The sequence below is a fragment of the Bradyrhizobium sp. BR2003 genome (assembly GCF_009720285.1).
In the GTDB taxonomy this organism is placed as follows: Bacteria; Pseudomonadota; Alphaproteobacteria; order Rhizobiales; family Xanthobacteraceae; genus Bradyrhizobium; species Bradyrhizobium elkanii.
The window spans coordinates 1-21,700 of sequence record NZ_SMYJ01000039.1 but is presented as its reverse complement, the minus strand read 5'-3'; the positions used below and the strand labels follow the sequence as shown (position 1 = coordinate 21,700).

At 62.9% G+C, this 21,700-nt stretch carries 23 protein-coding genes and 1 pseudogene; 12 read left to right on the top strand and 12 right to left on the bottom strand.

The genetic code is table 11. From position 1 onward, the window contains the following. Together E2I15_RS32505 and E2I15_RS32500 are read left to right on the top strand one after the other, a co-directional pair. Window positions 1-1,749 (top strand): flavin-containing monooxygenase, encoded by a 1,749-nt coding sequence (locus tag E2I15_RS32505; RefSeq protein WP_137482528.1) that lies wholly within the window; start codon window positions 1-3, stop codon window positions 1,747-1,749. 81 nt (window positions 1,750-1,830) lie between these two features. After that, window positions 1,831-2,772 (top strand): metallophosphoesterase, encoded by a 942-nt coding sequence (locus tag E2I15_RS32500; RefSeq protein WP_137482529.1) that lies wholly within the window; start codon window positions 1,831-1,833, stop codon window positions 2,770-2,772. A gap of 168 nt (window positions 2,773-2,940) precedes the next feature. Here the strand turns inward: E2I15_RS32500 and E2I15_RS32495 are convergent. Next, window positions 2,941-3,423, bottom strand: a pseudogene (locus E2I15_RS32495) (trypsin-like peptidase domain-containing protein); the annotation flags it as partial. Window positions 3,424-3,781: 358 nt separating this feature from the next. Here E2I15_RS32495 and E2I15_RS32490 point away from each other — a divergent pair. Then, window positions 3,782-4,084 carry a hypothetical protein gene (locus E2I15_RS32490; protein WP_246668312.1) on the top strand — a complete coding sequence of 101 codons (303 nt, stop codon included), beginning with the start codon at window positions 3,782-3,784 and terminating at the stop codon, window positions 4,082-4,084. Window positions 4,085-4,450: 366 nt separating this feature from the next. On the opposite strand, the gene E2I15_RS32485 is transcribed toward E2I15_RS32490, so the two are convergent. Both E2I15_RS32485 and E2I15_RS32480 read right to left on the bottom strand, forming a co-directional pair. Beyond that, window positions 4,451-4,693 (bottom strand): hypothetical protein, encoded by a 243-nt coding sequence (locus tag E2I15_RS32485; RefSeq protein ID WP_137482574.1) that lies wholly within the window; start codon window positions 4,691-4,693, stop codon window positions 4,451-4,453. Window positions 4,694-4,998: 305 nt separating this feature from the next. Next, window positions 4,999-6,012, bottom strand: coding sequence for a 1-aminocyclopropane-1-carboxylate deaminase (locus tag E2I15_RS32480; protein ID WP_028335255.1), 1,014 nt, complete (start codon window positions 6,010-6,012; stop codon window positions 4,999-5,001). Window positions 6,013-6,173: 161 nt separating this feature from the next. On the opposite strand from E2I15_RS32480, the gene E2I15_RS32475 reads away from it, so the two are divergent. Beyond that, window positions 6,174-6,638: an Lrp/AsnC family transcriptional regulator gene (locus E2I15_RS32475; RefSeq protein WP_137482530.1), complete on the top strand. Its 465-nt coding sequence runs from the start codon at window positions 6,174-6,176 to the stop codon at window positions 6,636-6,638. 26 nt (window positions 6,639-6,664) lie between these two features. Here the strand turns inward: E2I15_RS32475 and E2I15_RS32470 are convergent, their stop codons facing one another. Next, window positions 6,665-8,227 carry a serine hydrolase domain-containing protein gene (locus E2I15_RS32470; protein WP_137482531.1) on the bottom strand — a complete coding sequence of 521 codons (1,563 nt, stop codon included), beginning with the start codon at window positions 8,225-8,227 and terminating at the stop codon, window positions 6,665-6,667. Window positions 8,228-8,449: 222 nt separating this feature from the next. On the opposite strand from E2I15_RS32470, the gene E2I15_RS32465 reads away from it, so the two are divergent. After that, entirely contained in the window at window positions 8,450-9,604 is a 1,155-nt protein-coding gene (locus E2I15_RS32465; RefSeq protein WP_137482532.1) for a LysM peptidoglycan-binding domain-containing protein, read from the top strand. Between the two features lie 20 nt (window positions 9,605-9,624). On the opposite strand, the gene E2I15_RS32460 is transcribed toward E2I15_RS32465, so the two are convergent. After that, window positions 9,625-10,005, bottom strand: a complete 381-nt coding sequence (locus tag E2I15_RS32460; RefSeq protein WP_246668313.1) for a c-type cytochrome — start codon at window positions 10,003-10,005, stop codon at window positions 9,625-9,627. Between E2I15_RS32460 and E2I15_RS32455 the strand changes: the two genes are divergently transcribed. Next, window positions 9,943-10,968 carry an NAD-dependent protein deacetylase gene (locus E2I15_RS32455; protein WP_349629428.1) on the top strand — a complete coding sequence of 342 codons (1,026 nt, stop codon included), beginning with the start codon at window positions 9,943-9,945 and terminating at the stop codon, window positions 10,966-10,968. The two genes, E2I15_RS32460 and E2I15_RS32455, sit on opposite strands and share 63 nt — an antisense overlap. A 24-nt stretch (window positions 10,969-10,992) precedes the next feature. On the opposite strand, the gene E2I15_RS32450 is transcribed toward E2I15_RS32455, so the two are convergent. The 5 genes from E2I15_RS32450 to E2I15_RS32430 form a co-directional block, all read right to left on the bottom strand. Beyond that, window positions 10,993-11,289: a hypothetical protein gene (locus E2I15_RS32450; RefSeq protein ID WP_016842303.1), complete on the bottom strand. Its 297-nt coding sequence runs from the start codon at window positions 11,287-11,289 to the stop codon at window positions 10,993-10,995. Beyond that, on the bottom strand, window positions 11,286-11,564 hold the full coding sequence (minE, locus tag E2I15_RS32445; RefSeq protein WP_170991728.1) for a cell division topological specificity factor MinE: 279 nt from the start codon (window positions 11,562-11,564) through the stop codon (window positions 11,286-11,288). Before minE ends, E2I15_RS32450 begins: the two co-directional genes overlap by 4 nt. Next, window positions 11,564-12,379 carry a septum site-determining protein MinD gene (gene minD, locus E2I15_RS32440; RefSeq protein WP_137482535.1) on the bottom strand — a complete coding sequence of 272 codons (816 nt, stop codon included), beginning with the start codon at window positions 12,377-12,379 and terminating at the stop codon, window positions 11,564-11,566. Before minD ends, minE begins: the two co-directional genes overlap by 1 nt. A gap of 21 nt (window positions 12,380-12,400) precedes the next feature. Further along, window positions 12,401-13,117 (bottom strand): septum site-determining protein MinC, encoded by a 717-nt coding sequence (minC, locus tag E2I15_RS32435; RefSeq protein ID WP_137482536.1) that lies wholly within the window; start codon window positions 13,115-13,117, stop codon window positions 12,401-12,403. Window positions 13,118-13,331: 214 nt separating this feature from the next. After that, window positions 13,332-13,577 carry a hypothetical protein gene (locus E2I15_RS32430; RefSeq protein WP_137482537.1) on the bottom strand — a complete coding sequence of 82 codons (246 nt, stop codon included), beginning with the start codon at window positions 13,575-13,577 and terminating at the stop codon, window positions 13,332-13,334. A 231-nt stretch (window positions 13,578-13,808) separates the two neighbouring features. On the opposite strand from E2I15_RS32430, the gene E2I15_RS32425 reads away from it, so the two are divergent. After that, entirely contained in the window at window positions 13,809-14,219 is a 411-nt protein-coding gene (locus tag E2I15_RS32425; RefSeq protein WP_137482538.1) for a hypothetical protein, read from the top strand. Window positions 14,220-14,385: 166 nt separating this feature from the next. Here E2I15_RS32425 and E2I15_RS32420 read toward each other — a convergent pair whose 3' ends face one another. Then, a complete protein-coding gene (locus tag E2I15_RS32420; RefSeq protein WP_137482539.1) occupies window positions 14,386-14,652 on the bottom strand; it encodes a hypothetical protein in 267 nt (88 codons plus the stop codon). A 452-nt stretch (window positions 14,653-15,104) separates the two neighbouring features. Here E2I15_RS32420 and E2I15_RS32415 point away from each other — a divergent pair, with 452 nt between their 5' ends. Together E2I15_RS32415 and E2I15_RS32410 are read left to right on the top strand one after the other, a co-directional pair. Beyond that, window positions 15,105-15,341 (top strand): DUF6894 family protein, encoded by a 237-nt coding sequence (locus E2I15_RS32415; protein ID WP_016847160.1) that lies wholly within the window; start codon window positions 15,105-15,107, stop codon window positions 15,339-15,341. A gap of 611 nt (window positions 15,342-15,952) precedes the next feature. Beyond that, window positions 15,953-16,369: a VanZ family protein gene (locus E2I15_RS32410; RefSeq protein WP_137482541.1), complete on the top strand. Its 417-nt coding sequence runs from the start codon at window positions 15,953-15,955 to the stop codon at window positions 16,367-16,369. A gap of 53 nt (window positions 16,370-16,422) precedes the next feature. Here the strand turns inward: E2I15_RS32410 and E2I15_RS32405 are convergent, their stop codons facing one another. After that, on the bottom strand, window positions 16,423-17,079 hold the full coding sequence (locus E2I15_RS32405; protein ID WP_246668314.1) for a LuxR C-terminal-related transcriptional regulator: 657 nt from the start codon (window positions 17,077-17,079) through the stop codon (window positions 16,423-16,425). A 463-nt stretch (window positions 17,080-17,542) separates the two neighbouring features. Here E2I15_RS32405 and E2I15_RS32400 point away from each other — a divergent pair, with 463 nt between their 5' ends. From E2I15_RS32400 to E2I15_RS32390, 3 genes are all read left to right on the top strand, one after another. Next, window positions 17,543-18,463 (top strand): LuxR C-terminal-related transcriptional regulator, encoded by a 921-nt coding sequence (locus E2I15_RS32400; protein WP_137482542.1) that lies wholly within the window; start codon window positions 17,543-17,545, stop codon window positions 18,461-18,463. A 97-nt stretch (window positions 18,464-18,560) separates the two neighbouring features. After that, window positions 18,561-19,571, top strand: a complete 1,011-nt coding sequence (gene galE / locus E2I15_RS32395; protein ID WP_137482543.1) for a UDP-glucose 4-epimerase GalE — start codon at window positions 18,561-18,563, stop codon at window positions 19,569-19,571. 241 nt (window positions 19,572-19,812) lie between these two features. Continuing rightward, window positions 19,813-21,700 (top strand): non-ribosomal peptide synthetase (locus E2I15_RS32390; protein ID WP_246729465.1); only part of this gene is annotated, 1,888 nt, incomplete at its 3' end.

Here is a 21,700-nt window from a genome sequence, read left to right as displayed (position 1 = left end):
ATGGCTCAGGAGAGCACCGCGCGCAAGGCTGCGCGCCCTGCCGAAACCGGAACGTTTGATGCCGTGGTGATCGGCGCCGGGTTCGCCGGCATGTACATGCTGCATCGGCTGCGCGGACTCGGCTTCACCGCGCGGGTCTATGAGGCCGGCGGCGGCGTCGGCGGCACCTGGTACTGGAATCGCTATCCCGGCGCGCGCTGCGACGTCGAGAGCCTGCAATACTCCTTCTCGTTCTCCGAGGAACTCGATCAGGACTGGAGCTGGTCGGAGAAGTATTCTCCGCAGCCCGAAATTCTCGCCTACGCCAATCACGTCGCCGATCGCTTCGATCTGCGCAGCCAGATCGTGTTCGACACCCGCGTCACCGCGGCGACCTTCGACGAGCAGGCAGGCACATGGTCGATCGAGACCGACCGCGGCGACAGGGTCACCGCAAAATTCTGCATCATGGCGGTCGGCTGCCTGTCGGCGCCGAACCGGCCGGCTTTCCCAGGCATGGCGGATTTCCGCGGGCCGATCTATCACACCGGCGAATGGCCGCATGAGGGTGTCGACTTCACCGGCCTGCGTGTCGGCGTGATCGGCACCGGCTCATCGGCGATCCAGTCGATCCCGATCATCGCGCAGCAGGCCTCCGCGCTCACGGTGTTCCAGCGCACCGCGACTTGGTCGGTGCCGGCGTGGAACGAGCGGCTGTCCGCGGAATATCTCAAGGAAGCCAAGGCGCACTACCCGGAGCTGCGCGCCAAGGCCCGCGCACGCCCGACCGGCTTCTATTTCCAGTTCAACGCCCAGCCCGCCTTGCAGGCGAGCGAGCAGGAGCGCGAGCAACTCTATGAGGAGGCCTGGCAGCGCGGCGGCCTGCCCTTCCTCGGCGCGTTCGGCGACCTCCTGTTCGAGAAGGCCGCCAACGACACCATCGCCGATTTCGCGCGCGAGAAGATCCGCGGCATCGTCAAGGATCCCGCGACGGCCGAGCTGCTGTGCCCGCGAAACGTGTTCGGCTGCAAGCGACTCTGCGTCGATACCAATTATTTCGAGACCTACAATCTGCCGCATGTGAAGCTGGTCGACGTGTCGACGACGCCGATCGATCGCTTCACGACCGAAGGCATCGTGGTCGACGGCACCGAATACAAGTTCGATGCGATCGTCTCCGCCACCGGCTTTGCCGCCATGACCGGCTCGTTCGACAAGATCGCGATCACCGGCCGCGGCGGCCAGACGCTGGCCGAGAAATGGCGGGCGGGCCCGCGCGCCTATCTCGGCCTTGCCTCCGAGGGCTTTCCGAACCTGTTCATGATCACCGGGCCCGGCAGCCCGTCGGTGCTCGCCAGCATGATCCAGGCGATCGAGCAGCATGTCGACTGGCTGGCGGATTGCATCAGTCATATGCGCGACATCGGCGCCGGCACGATCGAGGCGGTCCGCGACGACGAGGACGCCTGGGTCGCCCATGTCAACGACGTCTCCACAGTCTCGCTGCGCTCGACCTGCAGCTCCTGGTATGTCGGCGCCAACATCCCGGGCCGTCCCCGCGTGTTCATGCCCTATATCGGCGGCTTCCCGATCTATGTGCAGAAGTGCAATGAGGTGATGAACTCGGGTTACGACGGCTTCGTGCTGCAGGGCGGGCGCAACGGCAATGCACCGCCGCAGGTGCGTTTCACCGAGCGCTGGCAGGTGCCGCTCGACATCGAGGTGATCTCGCCGGCCGCGGTCGCCGCGAAGCGGGTTCCCGTGGTCTGAGTGCCGGCGGTATCCCCACCGGGATCGCGCATGATAGTGTCGCGCCGGTCCGCGCTTCAAAACCGCGGGCCGGCGGGGAACATGGCCGACACGGCATTGCAGGGATTGATCGAGCGGATCGGCGCCGACCATGTGGTGCGCCGGCTTGGGATCGAGGCCGCGCACGAGAAGCAGCTGTTCGGCCAGGGCACGCTGGTGTTCAACGTCGAGAACTGGAAGCTGGCGCCGCGGATCATCGAGACCGCGCTCAAGGTAGCCTGCCTCCATGGCCGCGCGCGGCGCAACGCCGATAGGGTCGAAGTACGGTGCAATCTGGTGACGTCGGCGCGGCTGCCGGCGGCCTTCGACGGCTTCACCATCCTGCAGCTCAGCGATCTCCACGCCGACATCAGCCAAGGCGCGATGCGGCATCTGGCTGACATCGTGCGCGATATCGTCTGCGATATCTGCGTTCTCACCGGCGACTACCGCGGCAAGACGTATGGGCCGTTTGAAACGAGCCTCGCGCTGATGCGGAATCTGTGCGCGCGGATCGAGCTGCCGCTCTACGGCGTCCTCGGCAATCACGACAGCATCCGCATGACGCCGGCACTGGAGGCGATGGGGATCAGGATGCTGTTCAATGAGCAGGAACCGATCACGCGCGATGGCGCGACGATCCACCTCGCCGGCATCGACGACGCGCACTTCTACCGCACCGACGACATGGCAAAGGCTGCCGCCGCGATCCCGCGCGATGCATTCTCGATCCTGCTGGCGCATACGCCGGAATCCTGGCGCGCGGCGGCGGCGGCCGGCTTCGACCTGATGCTGAGCGGCCATACCCATGGCGGCCAGCTCTGCCTGCCCGGCGGCATCGCGATCAAGCTGGAGGCGCGGCTGCCGCGCCGGATGGGCAGGGGCGCCTGGCGCTTCGGCGCGCTTGCCGGCTACACATCGGCCGGCGCCGGCACCAGCCTCGCGCCGGTGCGGCTGAATTGCCCGGCCGAGATCACCGTGCATACGCTGCGGCGGCTCGATTGAGCTCACCTCGCCCGTACGTCGCAGGTGCCCATTGCAAAAATATCGAAAACAACCCCATGCAAAGGAGCCGCCGGCGGCTGCGCGGCCCCTTGGCAGGTAAAATGGTATGGATAATAGCCGGATGCAGTCGCCCTGCCGTAAGGACGGGAGGAAGGCGTAGTGGAGGTCTCAATTGCCCTTCTTCGCGCTCGCGCTCTGCTCGTTCACCGTGCAGGTGATCAGCAGCGTGTAACCGCGCGCATTCTTGGCGATCTCGGCGGTTTCCTTCTTCATCTCCTCGCGCCACTCGGCGGTCCGGTACGCCACCGCGCTGTTGTCGAGGAAGTCGCGCAGCGCGCCGGTTTTGATCGCGAAGTTGATGTTCTCCGGGATGGTCCCCGTCGCCCGCGCCATCCTGACCGCGTCGAGCTTGGCTGCCACCACGCCGACCACCGCGCCGGTGAGATCGAACAGCGGACCGCCGCTGTTGCCGGGCTGCACGGCGGCGCTGATCTGCAGATGACGGGTATCGTTAAGGATGCCGCTCAACGAAGAGACAATGCCCGTGGTGACCGTGAAATCGGATGTCAGCAATCCGTGATAGGGAAAGCCGATCGCCACCACGCCGTTGCCGACCAGGATGGGGTTTTGCCTGAGGCTGACGACATCCTTGACTTGCGTAAATCAAAGGTAAAGAAATCGTCCGGATGCTTAACGGTCCGGAACAATGGCGCAAAACGCCACAAGGTGGTTTGAGTGCCGTCAGCTCCATCCTCTCTTAGTCAGAAGCGGGCCAATCGCTCTCGGTAGGACAACCGAGACGGCCATCGGAAGTTCTGGCCCCATCAATGTCCAAGGGACACCTCGTCCTTGATTCAAGTAAATGAGCGGAACAGAGGCGGCATCCGGGGTTCTCCGTGGGTGAACGGAGTTCCGGCCAGCCTGGGCGCTGCTTTCGTCCCCCGTAGCATTCCCCATGGAATAAGCCCGCCGTCGCAGGGGTTGGAAGCTGGGGGAGGTCGAGCAAGCCATGGAAAGCGAAAGCACGCCTTCAAGACCGGGTGAAGCCGCATGGGAAGCGTTGACATTCGATGAGCCGGTCAACGTCGCGCTAGCCATCTGGGCGGCGCTATTGGTGGCCCATGTCATCGCGGCGTCGGTGTATTATTGGCGGGAGCAGCGCAGCCCGGAATGGTTAGCCGCTCTTGCAATTTTGGCATACTTGCCGATCTTGGTGCCGATCATCTGTCTTGGCCTTGTTCTTAAATATCTGATCCGGCCGCTGATCGGACAAATTCGGCGAAGGTCCGATATCAAAGGCGTCGTTGAGTAAGACCCCCTCGGTCATGGCGTCCTATCTCCGGACGAGTCGCTACAAGGCGCTCAGGCTCGCCACTTCCGTAGAAGCACCGCCCCAGTGCCCGGGGACACTGAGGCGATGGCAAGGTCGCACGTTCACGCGAACAGAAGCCACGCTATGCTGGCAAGAAGCCCGATGAACGACATTGCCAAAACGCTGGCGAAGGCAATCTCCACACCATCTATCCGCTCAGAATGCAATCGCATCGAACCGCCCCTCCGACGAAAAGGGATCGAGATTCTGTAACCGATTGCAGGCGTCCTGGTTCCTTGCAGCGAGTGTCCTAACCGGGACAGTATCTCAATCGGGGACACTTCCGGTTCGCGGCGAAGGCGGACGCTATTGCGGCTCCCCAACCGAGGAGCGCGCCGGCGGATTTGGTTCGCTGAACCAGTACCAGGATGCGAGGGCATGGACGCCGACGCCGATCAGGAAAATGCCGGCATAGAGCTCGACTGCGTGATTCATCGCCAGCAGCCGGGCATGCGGCGCAGCACCCTGGCCCTGGTAGACCCAGAACCAGTGCCCTACGGCGACGATGCCAACGCCGAGCGCGGCGGCGGCTCGGCCGAATGCGTTCATCCTCACGCGATGGTCTCCCAACTCGCCCGGCCCGGCAAAAATACCGGTCGAAGCTGACGCGGACCTGACGTAGGACATGGAACGTAGCCGGGATGGAGCGCAGCCGCAGGCGACGTTGCAAGTAGATCCCCCCGCTTTGCTCTCACGAGCAAAGCGACCTCCCCTTTTTCAAGGGGAGGTGAGAGATGCGTAGCCCGGCTGGACGCAGCGAAATCCGGGAATCTCGCGCCGCCGAGAGATCTACCCGGATTGCACTGCGCTTCATGCGGGCTACGAAGCCACGAGATCAGAAGCCCCGTCCTACCTCAGCCGTTCCTGAACGCGTAGGCATAGCCGTTGAGCGCCGGCGCGCCGCCGAGATGGGCGTAGAGCACCTTCGATCCGGCCGGGAAAAAGCCCTTCTGCACCAGATCGATCATGCCCTGCATCGACTTCCCTTCATAGACGGGGTCGGTGATCATGCCCTCCAGCCGCGCGCTGAGGCGGATCGCCTCCTTGGTCTCTTCCGACGGTACGCCGTAGGCGGGATAGGCGTAGTCCTCGATCAGCACGACATCATCCTCGACGATGTCGCGGCCGAGCTCGACCAGCTTTGCGGTGTTCTGCGCGATCGACAGCACCTGCGCCTTGGTCTGCGCGGGCGTGAACGAGCCGTCGATGCCGATCACGTTGCGCGCGCGCCCGTCGGCGGCGAAGCCGACCAGCATGCCGGCATGGGTCGAGCCGGTCACCGTGCAGACGATGATGTAGTCGAATTTGACGCCGAGCTGGCGCTCTTGCGCGCGCACCTCTTCGGCGAAGCCGACATAACCGAGCCCGCCATATTTGTGCACGGAGGCACCGGCCGGAATCGCGTAGGGCTTGCCGCCCGCCGCCTTCACTTCCTCGATCGCCTGCTCCCAGCTCTTGCGGATGCCGATGTCGAAGCCCTCGTCGACCAGCCGCACATCGGCGCCCATGACGCGCGAGAGCAGGATGTTGCCGACGCGATCATAGACCGCGTCCTCATGCGGCACCCAGCTCTCCTGCACCAGCCGGCACTTCATGCCGATCTTGGCCGCGACCGCCGCGACCATGCGGGTGTGGTTCGACTGCACGCCGCCGATCGAGACCAGCGTGTCGGCGTTGGAGGCGATCGCGTCGGGGATGATGTATTCGAGCTTGCGCAGCTTGTTGCCGCCATAGGCGAGTCCGGAATTGCAATCCTCGCGCTTGGCATAGAGCTCGACCTTGCCGCCGAGATGCTTTGACAGCCGATCGAGCTTCTCGATGGCGGTCGGCCCGAATGTGAGCGGATAGCGCGCGAACTTCTCCAGCATGCTGGCATCCTCTTTGGTGGTCTGGAATGGTGGCCACAGCTATCACCCCTGGCGCGAAAGGTGCTCTCTAACTCAGCTCGCGAATTTCTTAAGAATTGCTGGATTTGGCCCAGACGATATGTTTTCTCTCACAAAATTCGCCAATGGTGAGAGATTCTTCCATGCCCGCCCGACTCGACCGCATCGACCTCAAGATGTTGAGATTGCTGCAGAAGAACGGCCGATTCAGCAATGCCGAGCTGGCCGAACAGGTCGGCGTCAGCCCCGCCACCTGCCATCGCCGGACGCAGGCGCTGTTCGACGAGGGTTATCTCAGCGGCGTCCGCGCCATGGTAGCGCCGCGCAAGCTCGGCAAGGGCACGCTGGTCATGGTCGGCGTGGTGCTCGATCGCTCCACGCCGGAAAGCTTTGCGAGCTTCGAGCAGGCGGTGGCGAAGCTCAAATGCGTGCTCGACTGCCACCTCGTCGCCGGCGATTTCGACTACTTCCTCAAGATCCGCGCCGGCGACGTCGATGACTTCAAGCGCATCCATGGCGATCAGCTGATCGCGCTGCCCGGCGTGCGGCAGACCCGCACCTTCTTCGTCATGAAGGAGGTGGTGGACAATGCGGCGCTGGAGTTTTGAACGAACGCAGGCGAGTTGTCGTCGGTTCAGCCGCCGGCCACCCCTTCCGCTGCCCCCTCGCGTCCGTCCCTCGCCTTGCCGCGCAGCGCGACCTTGTCGCCGTCGTAGGTGAGCGTCCAGGTCCAGGCGTCGCCGAGCCCGACATACTGGAGGTCGACGACAAAGGTCTGCTGATCCTTCCACGCGCCCTTGACGGCGCGAACACCGAGGAAACTGGTGGCACTCTTGCGATAGAGGCCGCCGAGACCGATCGGTCCGTCGAAATGGCGCCGCGCAGGATCACCCGCGTTGGTCTCCACGACGTAGCGCGGATTCTCATCGGCAAGGAACAGCGTCAGCGTCTTGATACCCAGGTCATTGTCGGGGAATTTGTAGGTCCGGCCCGAGATCGCGGATGCAGTCGCGGGCGTCGCACCGACCTGTGTCGGCTTCTCCGTGGAGACGTCGGCGATCGCCTTTGCCAATTGTTCGGCCGCGGCCGTATCGGCCGGCAAAGCCTGCTCGGACTTGATCGCTCCGGAGATCTCGTCGGCCAGCTTGCCGAACGAACAGAAATTGCTCGCCGTCATGACGGCGACGATATCCCGCTCCGGCAACACCATGATCACCTGGCAGTGATAGCCGACCGTCATGTAGACGTGCTTGTCGGGGATGGCCCAGAACTGATTGGCGTAGCGCCGCGACGGATCGAACCGCGAATTCATGTCGATGCTTGCATGGTTGACGGCATCGAGAAAGTCCGCCGGCAGCAACTGCTTGCCGGCCCACGCACCATTGCGCAGATAGAGATAGCCGATCTTCGCCATGTCCCGCGGCCGCATCGCCAGGCCGAAGCCGCCGATCGGCAACCTTTGCGGATCCCGCCGCCAGAACGGCCGGGCGATGCCGAGCGGGCCGAACAGCCGCTCCTCGGCATAGTCGGCGGTGCTCTTGCCGGTGAGCTTGCTGACGATCGCAGACAGCAAATGCGAGCCGCCACTGTTGTAGTAGAAGACCTCGCCCGGCGCATGCGCCATCGGCCGGTCCAAAATGAACTGGACCCAGTCCGGGCTCCTTCCCATGTCGCGAAGCGACTGCTCCCGGCCACCTTCAAACCCTTCGTCCCAGTCGAGGCCCGATGTCATGTTGAGCAGATGCTGGACCGTGATGGCCTTCTTGCGCTCGTCGACATTGGCGATGCTGCGATCGGAAAAGAAATCCAGCATGGGATGATCGAGACGATCCAGCAGACCATCCTTGTAGGCGATCGCCAGCAGCGTCGAGACCACCGCCTTGGTGGAGGAGTTGATCGCGTGCGGCATGTCGGCGGTGAATGGCGCGTAATAGGCGTCGAGCACGATGCGGCCGTGGCGCGTCACCAGCAGGCTGTCGAAACTGCGCGAGGTGCCGCTCGCCACCAGTTTTGCCAGCGCCACCGAATCCATGCCCTGCTGCTCCGGCGTAGAGGTTTCCCACTGAGCCGTCGGCCAGACCGGCTCGATGCCTTGCCCATGGGCCGCGCCGAAACCAACCGATGCGAGCAGGACGAGCGCGCCCAGCGCGGCCCTGATCCGTAACGAAAACCCGACGACGAGATCGGCTGCCTGCATAGTCCGCCCCTTGCCAGTGATTGGCTTGCGCAAGACATATCCCACGAGCGGCAGCGGTCTCGCTTCACAACTTGCAGGCATCGATGCCGGGAGCTGCCCCCAGCCAACCTCGCGTCCGGGAGAAGTAATCCTTTCATCCGACTTGATGGCCAGCGCAAACCGGCGCAGTCTCTTCCCTGTCGCGCGCGGACGCGCGGGGGGCATTCATCCGCGGATGACATCATGAACGCCACGGCGATTCGACTGGTCATACCGTTGCTGGCACTTGCCGCCGGCGGCACGGCGGCGCTCGTCTTCGGCATCCGCCAAACCCAGCAAATCCTGGGCGGGAACACGCCCTTGACGGCGACGGCACCATCCGCGCCAGCGGCTCCGGCGCGAAGCCAGGACAAGACTGCGCTGGCAAAGGCGCAAAGCGAGACCGCGGCCCTGGCCGAAGCGCTGGCAGCGCCGCCGCCAGCACCAGGCGGCGACGCGGTGCCGGAGTTCGACGTCGTCAACATCGAACCGACCGGCGAGACCGTTGTCGCCGGCCGGGCGCTCCCGGGCACCACGGTGGAATTGCTGCGCAACGGCGAGGTGCATGATCGCGCCGTGGCGGACAAATCCGGCCAGTTCGTCATGGTCCCGCGCCCGCTTCCGCCGGGAAACTATGACCTGACCCTGCGCATGACGCGCGACGGCAAGCAGGTGACCTCCAAGCAAAGCGTGGCGGTGGCGCTCGAGGCTGCGACAAGGGAGCGGCCGATGGTGGCGCTGATGGCACCGGACAAGCCGGTCCGCGTGCTGTCGCAACCTGCGGCCACTGCAGCGGCCGGGAAAGTGGCCATCGAGGCCGTCGAGACCGAACCGGACGGCAAGCTCCATGTGAGCGGTCAGGCAGCTCCCGGCGCGACCGTCAGGCTCTATCTCAACGGCAGCTTGATCACGTCTGCCACAGCCGACGAGGGGGGGCACCTCTCGGTCACGATCAACAAGGGCGTGACCGCCGGCAACTATCAGGTGCGGCTTGACGACGTCGATCCCAGCTCCGGCAAGGTCCGCGCGCGTGCCGAGGTGCCGTTCAACGTTCCGGACACGATGACGACCGCATCGATCCCGGCATCGCCAACCTCCTCCGGCCGTGCGGAGACGGCCAAACCGCAGCTCGCCGCAGCGGCAACCGCCACCGCATCCGATGTGAAGTCCCCCTCCGCCGTGATCGTGCCGAAGATCACGACGACCACCGTCGCCCGCGGCGACAGCCTGTGGCGGATCAGCCAACGCGCATTCGGCGCCGGACAGCGCTATGCCGTGATCTATCGGGCCAACTCGCAGCAAATCCGCAATCCCAATTTGATCTATCCCGGCCAGGTCTTCGTCGTGCCGGCAAGGTGAGACCGGCCTTCCGCCAGCAGTCACTTGCCGGGGGATTTCAGGAACGCCACGATCCTGGCGCGATCCTCCGCCGAGCGCACGCCGGTATACGGCTTCATGCCGTTACCCGACACCACGGCCTCGGGATCCTCGATGAAGCGCAGCAGCGCGCTCTCATCCCAGACGATGTCGGATGATTTCATCGCCTCCGAATAAGGAAAGTTCGCAACCGATCCGGCCTTGCGGCCGACGACATTGTGCAGGTTCGGGCCGACGCGGTTGTCGCCGTCCTTGACCGTGTGGCAGGTGCGGCAGGAGTTGTTGAACGCCTGCTCGCCGGACGCGCCGGCATCCTGACCATGGGACGGCGACAACGCCAGCGACATCAGCCCGCAAACGACGACGATGGATCCCGGCCGCATCGATCACTCCGTCGGCAATTGCGCCAACCCAACAAAGCAGGCGCGCGCAGCACCACGTCTCGTGGTGCCATGTCGTCAACGCAGAGGCCGCGTGAAAGGTCCGCTCGCGGCAGGCCCCACATCTGGCGCAGACGTGCGCGCCGCACTAGATGTGCTGCCATGCAACACCCCGCCCTGCGTGATTTCATCGATCGGCACCAGCGCCTGTTTGTCCTGACCGGGGCCGGCTGCAGCACCAATTCCGGCATTCCCGATTACCGCGACAGCGACGGCAACTGGAAGCGGACGCGCCCGGTCACCATCCAGGCGTTCTTGGGCGAGGCGGCGACGCGGCAGCGCTATTGGGCGCGCAGCATGGTCGGCTGGCGGCGGTTCGGCCGTGCCGCGCCGAATGGCGCACATCGCGCGCTGGCCAGGCTCGAACAGCAGGGACGCTGCGAGCTGCTGCTGACCCAGAATGTCGACCGCCTGCATCAGGCCGCCGGCAGCCGGCGCGTGATCGACCTTCACGGCCGATTAGACGTGGTGCGCTGCCTCGGCTGCGGCGCGACGATGCCGCGCGAACAATTCCAGGACGAGCTGACGCGACTGAACCCCGCCTGGCTCACGCTCGATGCCGCCGACGCCCCCGACGGCGATGCCGATCTCGAGCAGGATTTTTCGTCGTTCGTGGTGCCGGCCTGCGAGGCCTGCGGCGGCGTGCTGAAGCCCGATGTGGTGTTCTTCGGCGAGAACGTGCCGCGCGACACGGTCGCCTCGGCGCAGGCGCATCTCGAGCAGGCCGACGCCGTGCTGGTGGTCGGCTCCTCGCTGATGGTCTATTCCGGCTTTCGCTTCGTCCGGATGGCAGAGCAGCGCGGCCTGCCGATTGCCGCCGTCAATCTCGGCCGCACCCGCGCCGACGAGCTGCTCACCCTCAAGATCGAGGATAGTTGCGAGACGGCGCTGTCCTTCTTGCTGTAGGTCAGCGCCCGTTCGCCTATGTCCTCATGCGCGGTGGCGCGGCGCCTTGGCCATCGGCATGTTGGCGTTCCAGTGCGTCCAGCTGACGCTGGCGAGGCTGCCGAGGTCCGTCGCCAGCGGACGACGGGTGCGGCGCTCGTACTCGGCGATGCAGCGGCCCGACTCGCCGATCTTGCGCTGCAACTCGTCGATCGTCATCTGCGTCGCGCGGCCGCAATTGGCCTTGCCGAGCTGATCGGCCTCGATCGCCTTCAACGCCGCCCGCAGCTTCTTGAGCTGCGCGCGCTGCCAGGCAATGTGACTATCGCTATCTGCCGTCATGTGGCCGCCACCATCTTTGATCGTTGCACGCCATTGGGAACCTCGATGTCGACCTCGAGCATCGAGACGAACTTGCCGCGATCCATCTTGACCACGACCTTGTCGGGGTCGACGTCGATATGCTTGGAAACCACGCCCAGGATTTCCGAGCGGAGCGTCTCCAGAAGGTCCGGCGCGCCGGTCCGGCCACGCTCATGCGAAAGCAGGATCTGCAACCGCTCCCGCGCGACGGGCGCCGATGCGGCGCGGCCGCCGAACAGCCGCATTACGTTCATCATGCCGCCCTCCGTCGCAGTAGCCGATCCATCAGCCCCTTGCGTTGAACCGGCACGGTCATCTCCACCGCCTCGCCCATCAGGCGGCGCACCGCGTCGGTGTAGGCCCGCGCCGGCGCGCTGCTTGCTGCGTTCAGCGTGACCGGGCAACCGACATTGGAGGCGCGCAGCACGTCCTGGCTTTCCGGAACGATGCCGAGCAAGGGGGTCGCAAGGATTTCCAGGATATCGTCGATCGACAGCATCTCGCCGCGCGCCGCGCGGCCGGCATCATAACGGGTGACCAGAAGATGCTTCTCGACGCGCTCGCCGCGCTCGGCGCGGACGGTCTTGGAATCGAGCATGCCGATGATGCGATCGGAGTCGCGCACCGACGACACTTCCGGATTGGTGACGATGATGGCCTCGTCGGCGTAGCGCATCGCGAGCGTCGCGCCGCGCTCGATGCCGGCCGGGCTGTCGCACAGGATCCAGTCGAACTTGGTCTTGAGGTCGGCGATCACGCGCTTGACGCCCTCTTCGGTCAGCGCGTCCTTGTCGCGGGTCTGCGACGCCGGCAGCAGCCAGAGATTCTCCAGCCGCTTGTCGCGGATCAGCGCCTGCGGCAGCTTGGCGACGCCCTGCACCACGTTGATGAGGTCGAACACCACCCGCCGCTCCGCGCCCATCACCAGATCGAGGTTGCGCAGGCCGACGTCGAAATCGATGACGACGACGTTCTGACCCATTTGCGCGAGCGCCGCGCCGAGCGCGGCGGTTGAGGTCGTTTTGCCGACCCCGCCCTTCCCAGACGTCACGACCAAAACCTTGGCCATTCTCTCTCTCCTTGTGGTCGGTCAGTTCAATGGTGTGATGCGCAGCATTTCGCCCTCGAGCCACGCCTGGGCGGGCCGGTTGCGCAAGCTGTCGGCGATTTCTTCCGCGGTCTGGTAGTAGCCGTCGATTGCGAGCAGCTCGGCCTCGATCCTCTGGCAGAAGATGCGGGCCGCCGAATTGCCGTTGATGCCGGCCATCGCGCGGCCGCGCAGCGTGCCGTAGACATGGATCGAGCCGCCGGCGACGATCTCGGCGCCGGAGCCGACCGAGCCGAGCACGGTGACGTCGCCCTCGGCAAACACGATCGACTGGCCGGAACGGACCGGGCTTTCCAGCAGCAGCGACGGCAACTTGGTCTTGTCCTTGTCCTTGGTTTTTTCCTGCACCTGCGGCTTCTGCGGCTCGACATGGGTGATCGCGCAGGCCCGGCCGCCGGTCAGAAGCGGCGGCATGTTGGCGTCGAGCTTCGCTTCGTCGACGCCCTCGATGCCGAGGATGCGGATGTTGCGTTCGGCGAGGCTGCCGATCAGATGCGCGATCGCGGTCTGGCTGAGATCGACCGCCGAGAGGTCGAGCACGATGGGCTTGCCGGTAAAGAAGCCCGGCGACTTCGCCAGCGTCGCGTCGATCTCGGCCAGCCAGGACACCACGGGCACGACCGGCGAGAAAACGAACGCAACATAGGAACGGCCGCGCATGCGGACCTGCTGACGTGCGACCTGTTGAGTTGCGTCCATCGCCCCTGACTCGGTTGTCTTGTCGAATGGTTAACAATCGGACCGCATGGTTAATCAAAGGTTAACGCGGTCAGGGTTTTCACCGATTTGGACGGTGCTCGCCCCCGGGGCCTCGAAACGCGCTTTGGCGTTTGAACAGGCGTGGAATTGGAGGCGATAAGGCAGCGCTTTTGAGCTGGATCAATTTTTCTTCGCGCCGGACGGGGTTATCATTTCACAAGCGTTCGCAGACCACATCATGACCCACTCCAGCTGGATTGAGATCCTGCGGTGCCCGAAATGCCGCCGCACGGGCCACGCCGAGCTTTCCGAAGTCGCCCCGCTTCGCAACCGAATTGTTCGGGTCTCGGAGGAATTCGAAGTTCGCACCGACGAGCGCGGCGACGATTTCCAGTGCCGAGCCTGCAAGCTGCCAGCCCTGCCATGACAGAAGATGCCTTGGCTCGCAGCTGCCAATCACGAGGTCGACGCCGCAATCAAGCCGCACCTGCAGGAGTTTGCGCCAGCGGCGTGAGGCGTGTCATCCGCCGCCAGACACCCCCTTGGCGGCGGCGTTCTTCGCTGCACGGTCGCGTGTTTGGCAGGCCGCGAAAGCCGCTCCAATAATTATTGGCGGTGTAAGGTGCTTCACATGCAACTCACAAGCGATGAGGTTGAATTGCGCGGACGACTTGTGCAGGAGGAGAACTCTATGTCCACGTATGTGACAGGCTTCACAAGAGACGCCAAATCCCAGAACATTGTCGAGTTCGCGTCTGACCTGGCCCCGGACACCTGGATATCGATTCCACGGGGCCTGATCGAGAATATCAAGGAATTGCCCGGCAAGGCGGCACAGGGCGCTTACATCAGGGTGGGCATCAGGCTCGCGGAGCCGACCTCGCCTGAGGGAAAAGTCTTTGCAGCACTGACCGACGGGCTCAACACCGCGATTGTCTCGCTTTCGCGGAAGGTCGCCCCCGCCCTGGACAGCACCGGCAAGGCAACGCACGCGAGCGACGCATGCATTCGTTGTCTCGAAGCCTGCAAGCTGATCGTCCTTTCGCCGGACGACCCATTTGCTCAGATCACTTGCATGCTGGGGTGCGCGGCTTGCCCATGAGCCACTGAAAGAGAGGCTGCTGTCCGCCGCCAGGCACCACTTCGCGGCGACGAGCCGAACGAACTCGCGTCGGACTCTGCTGAGCGCGATCTATTTTGGACTGTGAGGATTCGGCCAAGGAAGACCCGCGACTTCGTCGCGGGCCTCCCGGGAAGCGCTATGCCAGTCAGTGGACCGAACGGTCGGTGCGGGCAGCGGCCCGCGCGGTCGTCATCTTGTTGCGGGGCGTCAGAACGCTGAGCTGATGCGGCGTCGCCGACGTCGTCGCAACGGGCGCCTGCTCGCGGGCGTTGGCCGCGCCAATCACGCCGGCCTGCACCGCCGAGATCGGCAGGCCCGCGGCCTCGTAGGTCGGAAGCTCCGCGGCGGAGACGGCGGTTGCGCTCGCGATCGCGAGAGCGGCGGCAAGGACGGAGAGGGAAATCTTGATCACGGAAGGCTCCTCAATAGCACGTGAGAAGCAGAGTTAGTCAGCCATTATTGCATTGCAATATTGGTATTGCCGCACCGCACAAACAATTGATCGCTGCGCGCCGCGCGAGCACCAGGGGCCGTCGTGGACTGCTGCTCGTCAGCTTCGGGCGTCGGGTATCGCCGCACGCTTTCTTGACCATTCGAGAGAGCTCGGCGCGTCCGGGCTTGTCCCGGGCATGACGGCGCGGAAGAATCGGTTCATCCCAAATGCGGTGGCCCTGCGATCGACCCGATGCGTCGCGCGACCTTCCGAACCGATGATGAAGCGGGTCCATGTCGGGGTACTCAACAATGATGATCCGCCCTCCTAGAATAGCGGCTTGCTGTCCGCCTCACCGTGGTGCGATGACACCATCCTGATGCGTAGAGCTCGCGCAGTCGTCGGAATGTTCGCCTCATCCGGAGACACCAATGCCGCGGTATTTTTTTCATATCCACGGCGGCCATTCAGTGCTCGATGATGTCGGCCTGGATCTTCCCGACATTCTCGCCGCACGGACGACGGCGATTGAACTGAGCGGCGAGATACTCAAGCACGACGTGACGGAGCCATTCTTGCGTCATCTTCGCTGGCATGTCGAAATCAGCGACAGCCCCGAACCGGGCGGCCAGTCACTGTTCGTCCTCCAGTTTTCCATTGCGGTATGAATGGCAGCGACGCAGCGCTCGCCTGGGGCGCCTCGCGGCCATCCTGAAACTTCGCGATGGAACGAAGGGTGCGAGCTTGATGTCCAGGAGGAGTACTCTGAAAGCCCCGGAGACACGCTGAGCGAAAGCTGTAATTCCAGTCCATTGTGGACGGACCAGCCGCCGGCTTGCTTCGGCGCGCAGAAACCAATCACCACTGCATCATGGAGAAGAGCTTTCTGCCGATCCGCTTTCAGATATCACCGCCTGGTGTCTCGAATGTGTTTTCGCGCCTAGACCTGACCTCGGAGGTCCCGCATGACAGCAAGGCACATCTGGTACGTCTCCTTCGTTGATCAACGCGATGCTCCGCCCGACCGGCACGCACGAAGGACTGCGACATTCGTATCCGAACAGGATGCGAAGCAGTTCACAAGGAAACTGGCGGAGGACCAGCGCATCGAGAGACTTTCGGCTGGAACGATCAACCCGTACCGGCCAAAACGGGTCATCGGATCCAGGGACATTGGCCAGTGGCTTGGCAAAACCTAGCCCACCATGGTGATCCGCAGACCCTATCGTGAACCGACGATCCATCTTTTAAAACGGCCGCGCCTGGAGAGTAGTTGCGAATGCGAATGATGAAACCAAGCTGCTCCGTTCTTGCCGACCCACAAGGGACGACGCAAACCGTATTCCGATGCTTGGCTTGGGGTTTAATCCTGGGCCTCTTCATCGTCACCGATACACCGCTGGCATTGCGTCCGCACACGTTGGTATCGGCGAACATCGATCGTTTCGCTGCTCTGTTCGTTATCGGGGTCGCCTTTTCGCTCGCCTATCCGAAGCACGTGCTGCCGATACTGCTCGTCCTGCTGGCCATCGTCGTCGGCTTCGAGCTCATCCAAAGACTGCTCCCCGACAGACATGGATACGTGAAGGACATGCTCGTCAAAGGCGCCGGCTGCTGTGCAGGCGTTTTCATCGCAACTGCCTTGAGACGCTCGTTTGCTGTAATCTCCAGGCGTACAGGCAGCCCGTTGATCTAGCAGGGATGATCATCTCGCGCGAAGCTCGATGAAAAAATGCCGGGCCGTCGCCGCTATTCGGTGGATGGAACGCCGGTCGGCCCGGAATATGAGACGGCCAGCGTAGCAAGGACGGTCCTGTTGCTGATCTCGAGCTTGCGGAAGATGTGGTGCAGATGAACCTTGATGGTACCGTCGGCCACCTTCAGACGGCGGCCAATCTCCTTGTTCGACAAGCCCTCCGACACCAAACGCATGATCTGACGCTCGCGGTCCGTCAGCACCGCAAGATATTTCTCCGGGATCGTCGTTTGCGCATAGGGGATGGCTTCTTCGTACGAGGGCGGAGGCAACGTCTTCTGGCCGTCGGCGACTTGCCGCAACGTCTGCAAGAGAGTCTCAGGCTCCTCCTCGCTCAGAAGAACACCGCAAGCTCCGGCTGCTGCGAGCATGGCGAGATCGCGATCCTCAACCGAGGCGGCAAGAAACACCAGCCGCACGCCAAGCGCCCCGGAATTTGCGACCTCGAGCATGGCCTGCCCAAAAATGTCGGGCATCGACATGTCCAAAATGGCGATGTCGGGCGCAAGGGTCTGCATTGCCTTGAAGCAGCTCGCAATATCGTTGCAGCGCGCAACAACTTTGAAATCACGCTCTGCTTCGAGCAGGCAGTTCAGACCCAATAAAACGACTGGATATCTACTGGCAATTACAACACGACTGAAATGCATTTCCGATCAACCCTCAGTCCCCCTCCAGTTCAGATCGGCGCCCACGTCATCAATAAGTTACTCTAATATGAGACATCCTAGTAAGGTTTTGTTTTCGCTTGATCCCGTGAATTTACTGCCTGGAGCGCCACAACGAAGATGGTCTCACAACGTATAATCGCGGCGGTAACCTGACGCACCCCAAGCGAGCGTCCGTCGGCCAGGACCGGGAGGTCGCCCTCGCCAAGTCGGCGGCCCCCAAATGCCTATAACTAACGGTATATAGGGATATTGGGGATTAGCATCTAACATTCTTAAATATTTTGAGAGTGGGCTTAAGCGCTTTTCGTCCCAGGTTTGTTCAGGCGACCAAATCTGAGGAAGCTTGTTTTTACGTCGTTCTTTTTAGCTGGGCGGCCACCAAAAATGAACCGGGTTCAACCCTTCAACCGCTTGTATCATTGTAGCGTCCGGGAGAGTTTCCATGAGACGACGATATCCTTTTGCCATTGCGCTGGTTGGTGAAAATAGTCTTCGCAAAGAAGGCCTTGCAAGAATTCTAAATTCGGAGAATTTTGTCCTAGCTTCAATAGACGATGCCGATGATTGGCCGAGCGACGAGGCGATTCAGAACGTCCCCGCCAGTCAGGCATTGTTCCTCATCGTTCATAGCGGCGATGATTTCCGCTCGACGGTCGAGCAGATCGGCTCGTTCAAGCGCCGTTGCGCGGATGCACGTGTGGCAGTTGTCGCGGATCACTTTCATCTGAGTGATCTGGTTGCCGCATTCCGGGCCGGCGCCACCGGGTATTTCATCGACGTGATGAACTGCGACGCGTTCATCAAGTCCATCGAACTCGTCATGATGGGTGGGACGGTCTTCCCGCCGGCATTCTTGACGTCCGCTCTCGATAGCGAGAAACGCGACGTGGATGATCCCCCTGTACCCAACGATGACGATCGCGCCGTCGCAACGGCAGATGACACGTTGGCTCAGCAACTTTCGCCGCGGGAAGTTTCAATCGTTCAGTGCTTGATCGAGGGCGATTCCAACAAGTGCATTGCACGCAAGATCAAGATTGCCGAAGCCACGGTGAAGGTTCACATCAAGGCGATCCTTCGCAAGATCCGGGTTCAAAACAGAACGCAGGCAGCAATCTGGGGATTGAACCATCGATCTGCGGCTTGGTCGAGAAACAGCAGTTCGGCGCATCAGGTCGTCGACGTAACCGAGCGGCTTCTCCCGCCTGGCCGGGAAATTTCCAAGATCGCGAGAGCGGGTCGGCCGGTGCCACTTGGCGCGATCGACCATGCGGAGAACTACTTTGAAGCCTCCCTCGCCAACGGCCATACCCGCAAGGACATGAGCTCAAAAGTCGACGGGGCGATCCGACTGCGAAAATAGCCGAGACTCGTCCGGTCTGGCGCATCGGCATCACCGCGCGGGATGATTTCCCGCGCGCGGCGAGCATTGACCACGCAGACGCGAAACGGAAGCGGAAATGATCTTGTTGACCGGCGGTGCCGGCTATATCGGATCCCATATCGCTGTCGCGCTACTCGACGCCGGGCTCGATGTCGTCGCGGTCGACAATCTTTCCAACAGCAACAGCACCTCCCTCGAACGGATACGGACCATCTGCGGACGATCGGTCATTTTCCGGCATGCCGATATCCGCAATGAAGAGGCGATCTACCAGATCCTGCGCGCCCACGACGTGACCGCGGTCATTCATCTCGCCGGCCTCAAGGCGGTGGGCGAGTCCAGCGCTCAACCCATGACCTATTACGACAACAACGTCGTGGGAACGATGCGGCTCGTGTCGGCCATGACGCGAGCAGCCGTCAAGACGCTGGTCTTCAGTTCATCCGCAACCGTTTACGGGACACCCGCGTACCTGCCGCTGGACGAGAAGCATCCCGTCGCACCGATCAATCCGTACGGCCGCACAAAATACTTCATCGAAGAAATCCTGAAGGATCTTCATGGGTCCGACAAGGATTGGCGGATTGCCATCTTGCGCTACTTCAATCCGGTTGGCGCCCACGAAAGCGGACTGATCGGAGAAGATCCTCTGGATGTGCCGAACAATCTGCTGCCGATTGTCGCACAAGTGGCGATCGGACGGCGTCCGAAGGTGCATGTTTGGGGAAACGACTATGATACGCCGGACGGCACCGGGATCCGTGACTACATTCACGTTGTCGATCTTGCATCCGGACATCTGAGCGCCCTGAGCCAACTGAGGCAGCCCGGCCTTCTGACTGTCAATCTCGGAACAGGAAGCGGCAGTAGCGTCATGGACGTGATCCAGACATTCAAGGAAGTGAGTGGCCGGCCGGTTCCGTATGTGATCGACCAACGCAGGGTCGGTGACGTCGCAATCTGCTATGCCGATCCAACTCTCGCGAAGAACCTGTTGGGCTGGACATCAAAGCGATCCCTGACACAGATGTGTGCCGACCATTGGCATTTTCAGATGAAGAACCCGAATGGCTATCGCGGCGCGTAGGTGGCGAAAGCCGTCTGCGTCTTGCGCGAGCGAGACAACTGCTCTCATCGCCAAGCTCAAGTAGCGCCGCTGCCTGGTGACGTCACCACCCACCAATGCTCGCAATCGGCAGGATGGCAAGATGACGCACCGACTCTTGGCTAATCCCTAATTGCTGCCTTCACCTGCTGTACAGCAAGGCATCTTCGGGAACGGCGCGCTATGGTTGTGCGCCGACTTACGTTGTTCAAGGTAGGACGGAATGCTTCTGGACAACGAAACGCCTGCCGCCACCACGTGTTCCGAGACCGTCTGCGCGCGCGACCGTGGGGAGTCGGAAGCCCGATTCACAATAGGCCAGGTCATCGGTCGAACTGCCAGTCGGTTTCCGAACCAGCCGGCGATCGTCTCGAGCGCTTTCGAGCCTCTGACATACAGCGGTCTTGAACGCCAGTTGAATGCATTCCGCCGGCGGCTGCGCTTGGCCGGATTCGACTGCGATACCCGGATCGGGGTCTTGATGCCGAACGGCCCGGAGGCGGTTCTCGCCATCGTGGCGGTCGCCTGCTGTACCGTCGCGGTGCCCCTCGATCCACGGCTCTCCCAGCCTGAAATCGAGCAGCGTCTCGACATGCTGAACCTGAGCGCCCTCGTCGTGCTGCAGGGCAGTGCTTCTGAAGCTCGCCAGGCCGCAGCCCGCAGAACACTTGCCATCATAGAAGCCGCTCCCGTCGGACAGGGCCAGCTTGGGCTCGAGATCGACTTGCAAATTGCCGCCTCCCCTGCCATCGACGCCGAGCCGGAGCCGCACTCCCCCGCCTTCATCCTGCAGACGTCGGGCACGACCGCGCAGCCCAAGCTCATTCCGTTCAGTCATGACAACATGCTGGCGGCGGCCGAACGCCTTCAGGCCTGGTTCGGCCTCACGTCCCGGGACCGATGCCTGAGCGTGTCGCCCCCCTATTATTCTCATGGGCTGAAAGTGACGGTCTTCACGCCGTTGCTGACGGGAGGCAGCATTGCCATCCCGGCGAACAGTGCCATCGTCGCACTCGATGAGTGGTTCGATGTCCTGCGGCCGACCTGGTACTCGGCAGGCCCTACGCTTCACGCCACGGTGCTGGACAAGGCGCAGAGCCTCGAGAATGCACGGGCTGCGCACACCCTGCGGTTCGCCATGTCAGGCGGCGCGCCGCTGCCGAGGACCGTGCAGGACGGCTTGCAACACGCTCTGGGCGTGCCGGTGCTGGAGCATTACGGCTCCAGCGAGGCGGCGCAGATCGCCGCCAACCAGCTCCCGCCCGGTCCGAACAGGCAGGGCACCTGCGGGAGACCCTGGCCCGATACCGTGGCCATCGTTGGTGAGGATGGACATCCCCTGGCAGCCGGCGAGCATGGAGAGATCTGGATTCGTGGACCGACCGTGACGTCGGGCTATCTCGATGCGTCGGAACTCAATCAAGCCGCTTTCACGAAGGGTTGGTTTCGCACCGGCGATATCGGCAGCCTCGACGAAGACGGCTTCCTTTCGCTGCACGGCCGCCTGAGCGAGCTGATCAATCGCGGCGGTGAGAAGATTGCTCCTGCCGAGATCGAAGCCGCGCTATTGCGACATTCGGCGATCGCCGAAGCTGCGGCTTTCGCGATCTCACATCCGCGCCTGGGCGAGGACGTCGCAGTCGCCATCGTCCCTCATCGAGGAGCGCGGCCGACCGCTGCGGAGCTTCGCCTGTTCCTGCAACGCGAGTTGGCCTCGTTCAAGATTCCGAGACGTATTCTGACGCTCGACCATCTGCCGAAGGGGGTGACGGGAAAGGTTCAGCGGCGACGTCTGCGCGAGTTGGCCGACCGGCGACGGGGTCACCAGGCGCCGATGCCGGCGCCCGTCGCGAACGGGCCGTTGAATTTGGAAGCCGAGCTGCTGACCCTCTGGCGCAGGCTGCTCAAGAACGAGGTCGTGACCGTTGACGATGATTTTTTCGCCAGCGGCGGAGACTCGCTTCTCGCGATGGAGATGTTGATCGAGGTCGAGCGGCTCGTCGGCTATCCCGTGCCGGAAACCATCATGTTCGGGGCAGAAACCATCCGGCAATTTGCCGCAAGGGTTTCCGCACCAACGGACATTTGGGCGACGCCGTTCTTCCAGCCCC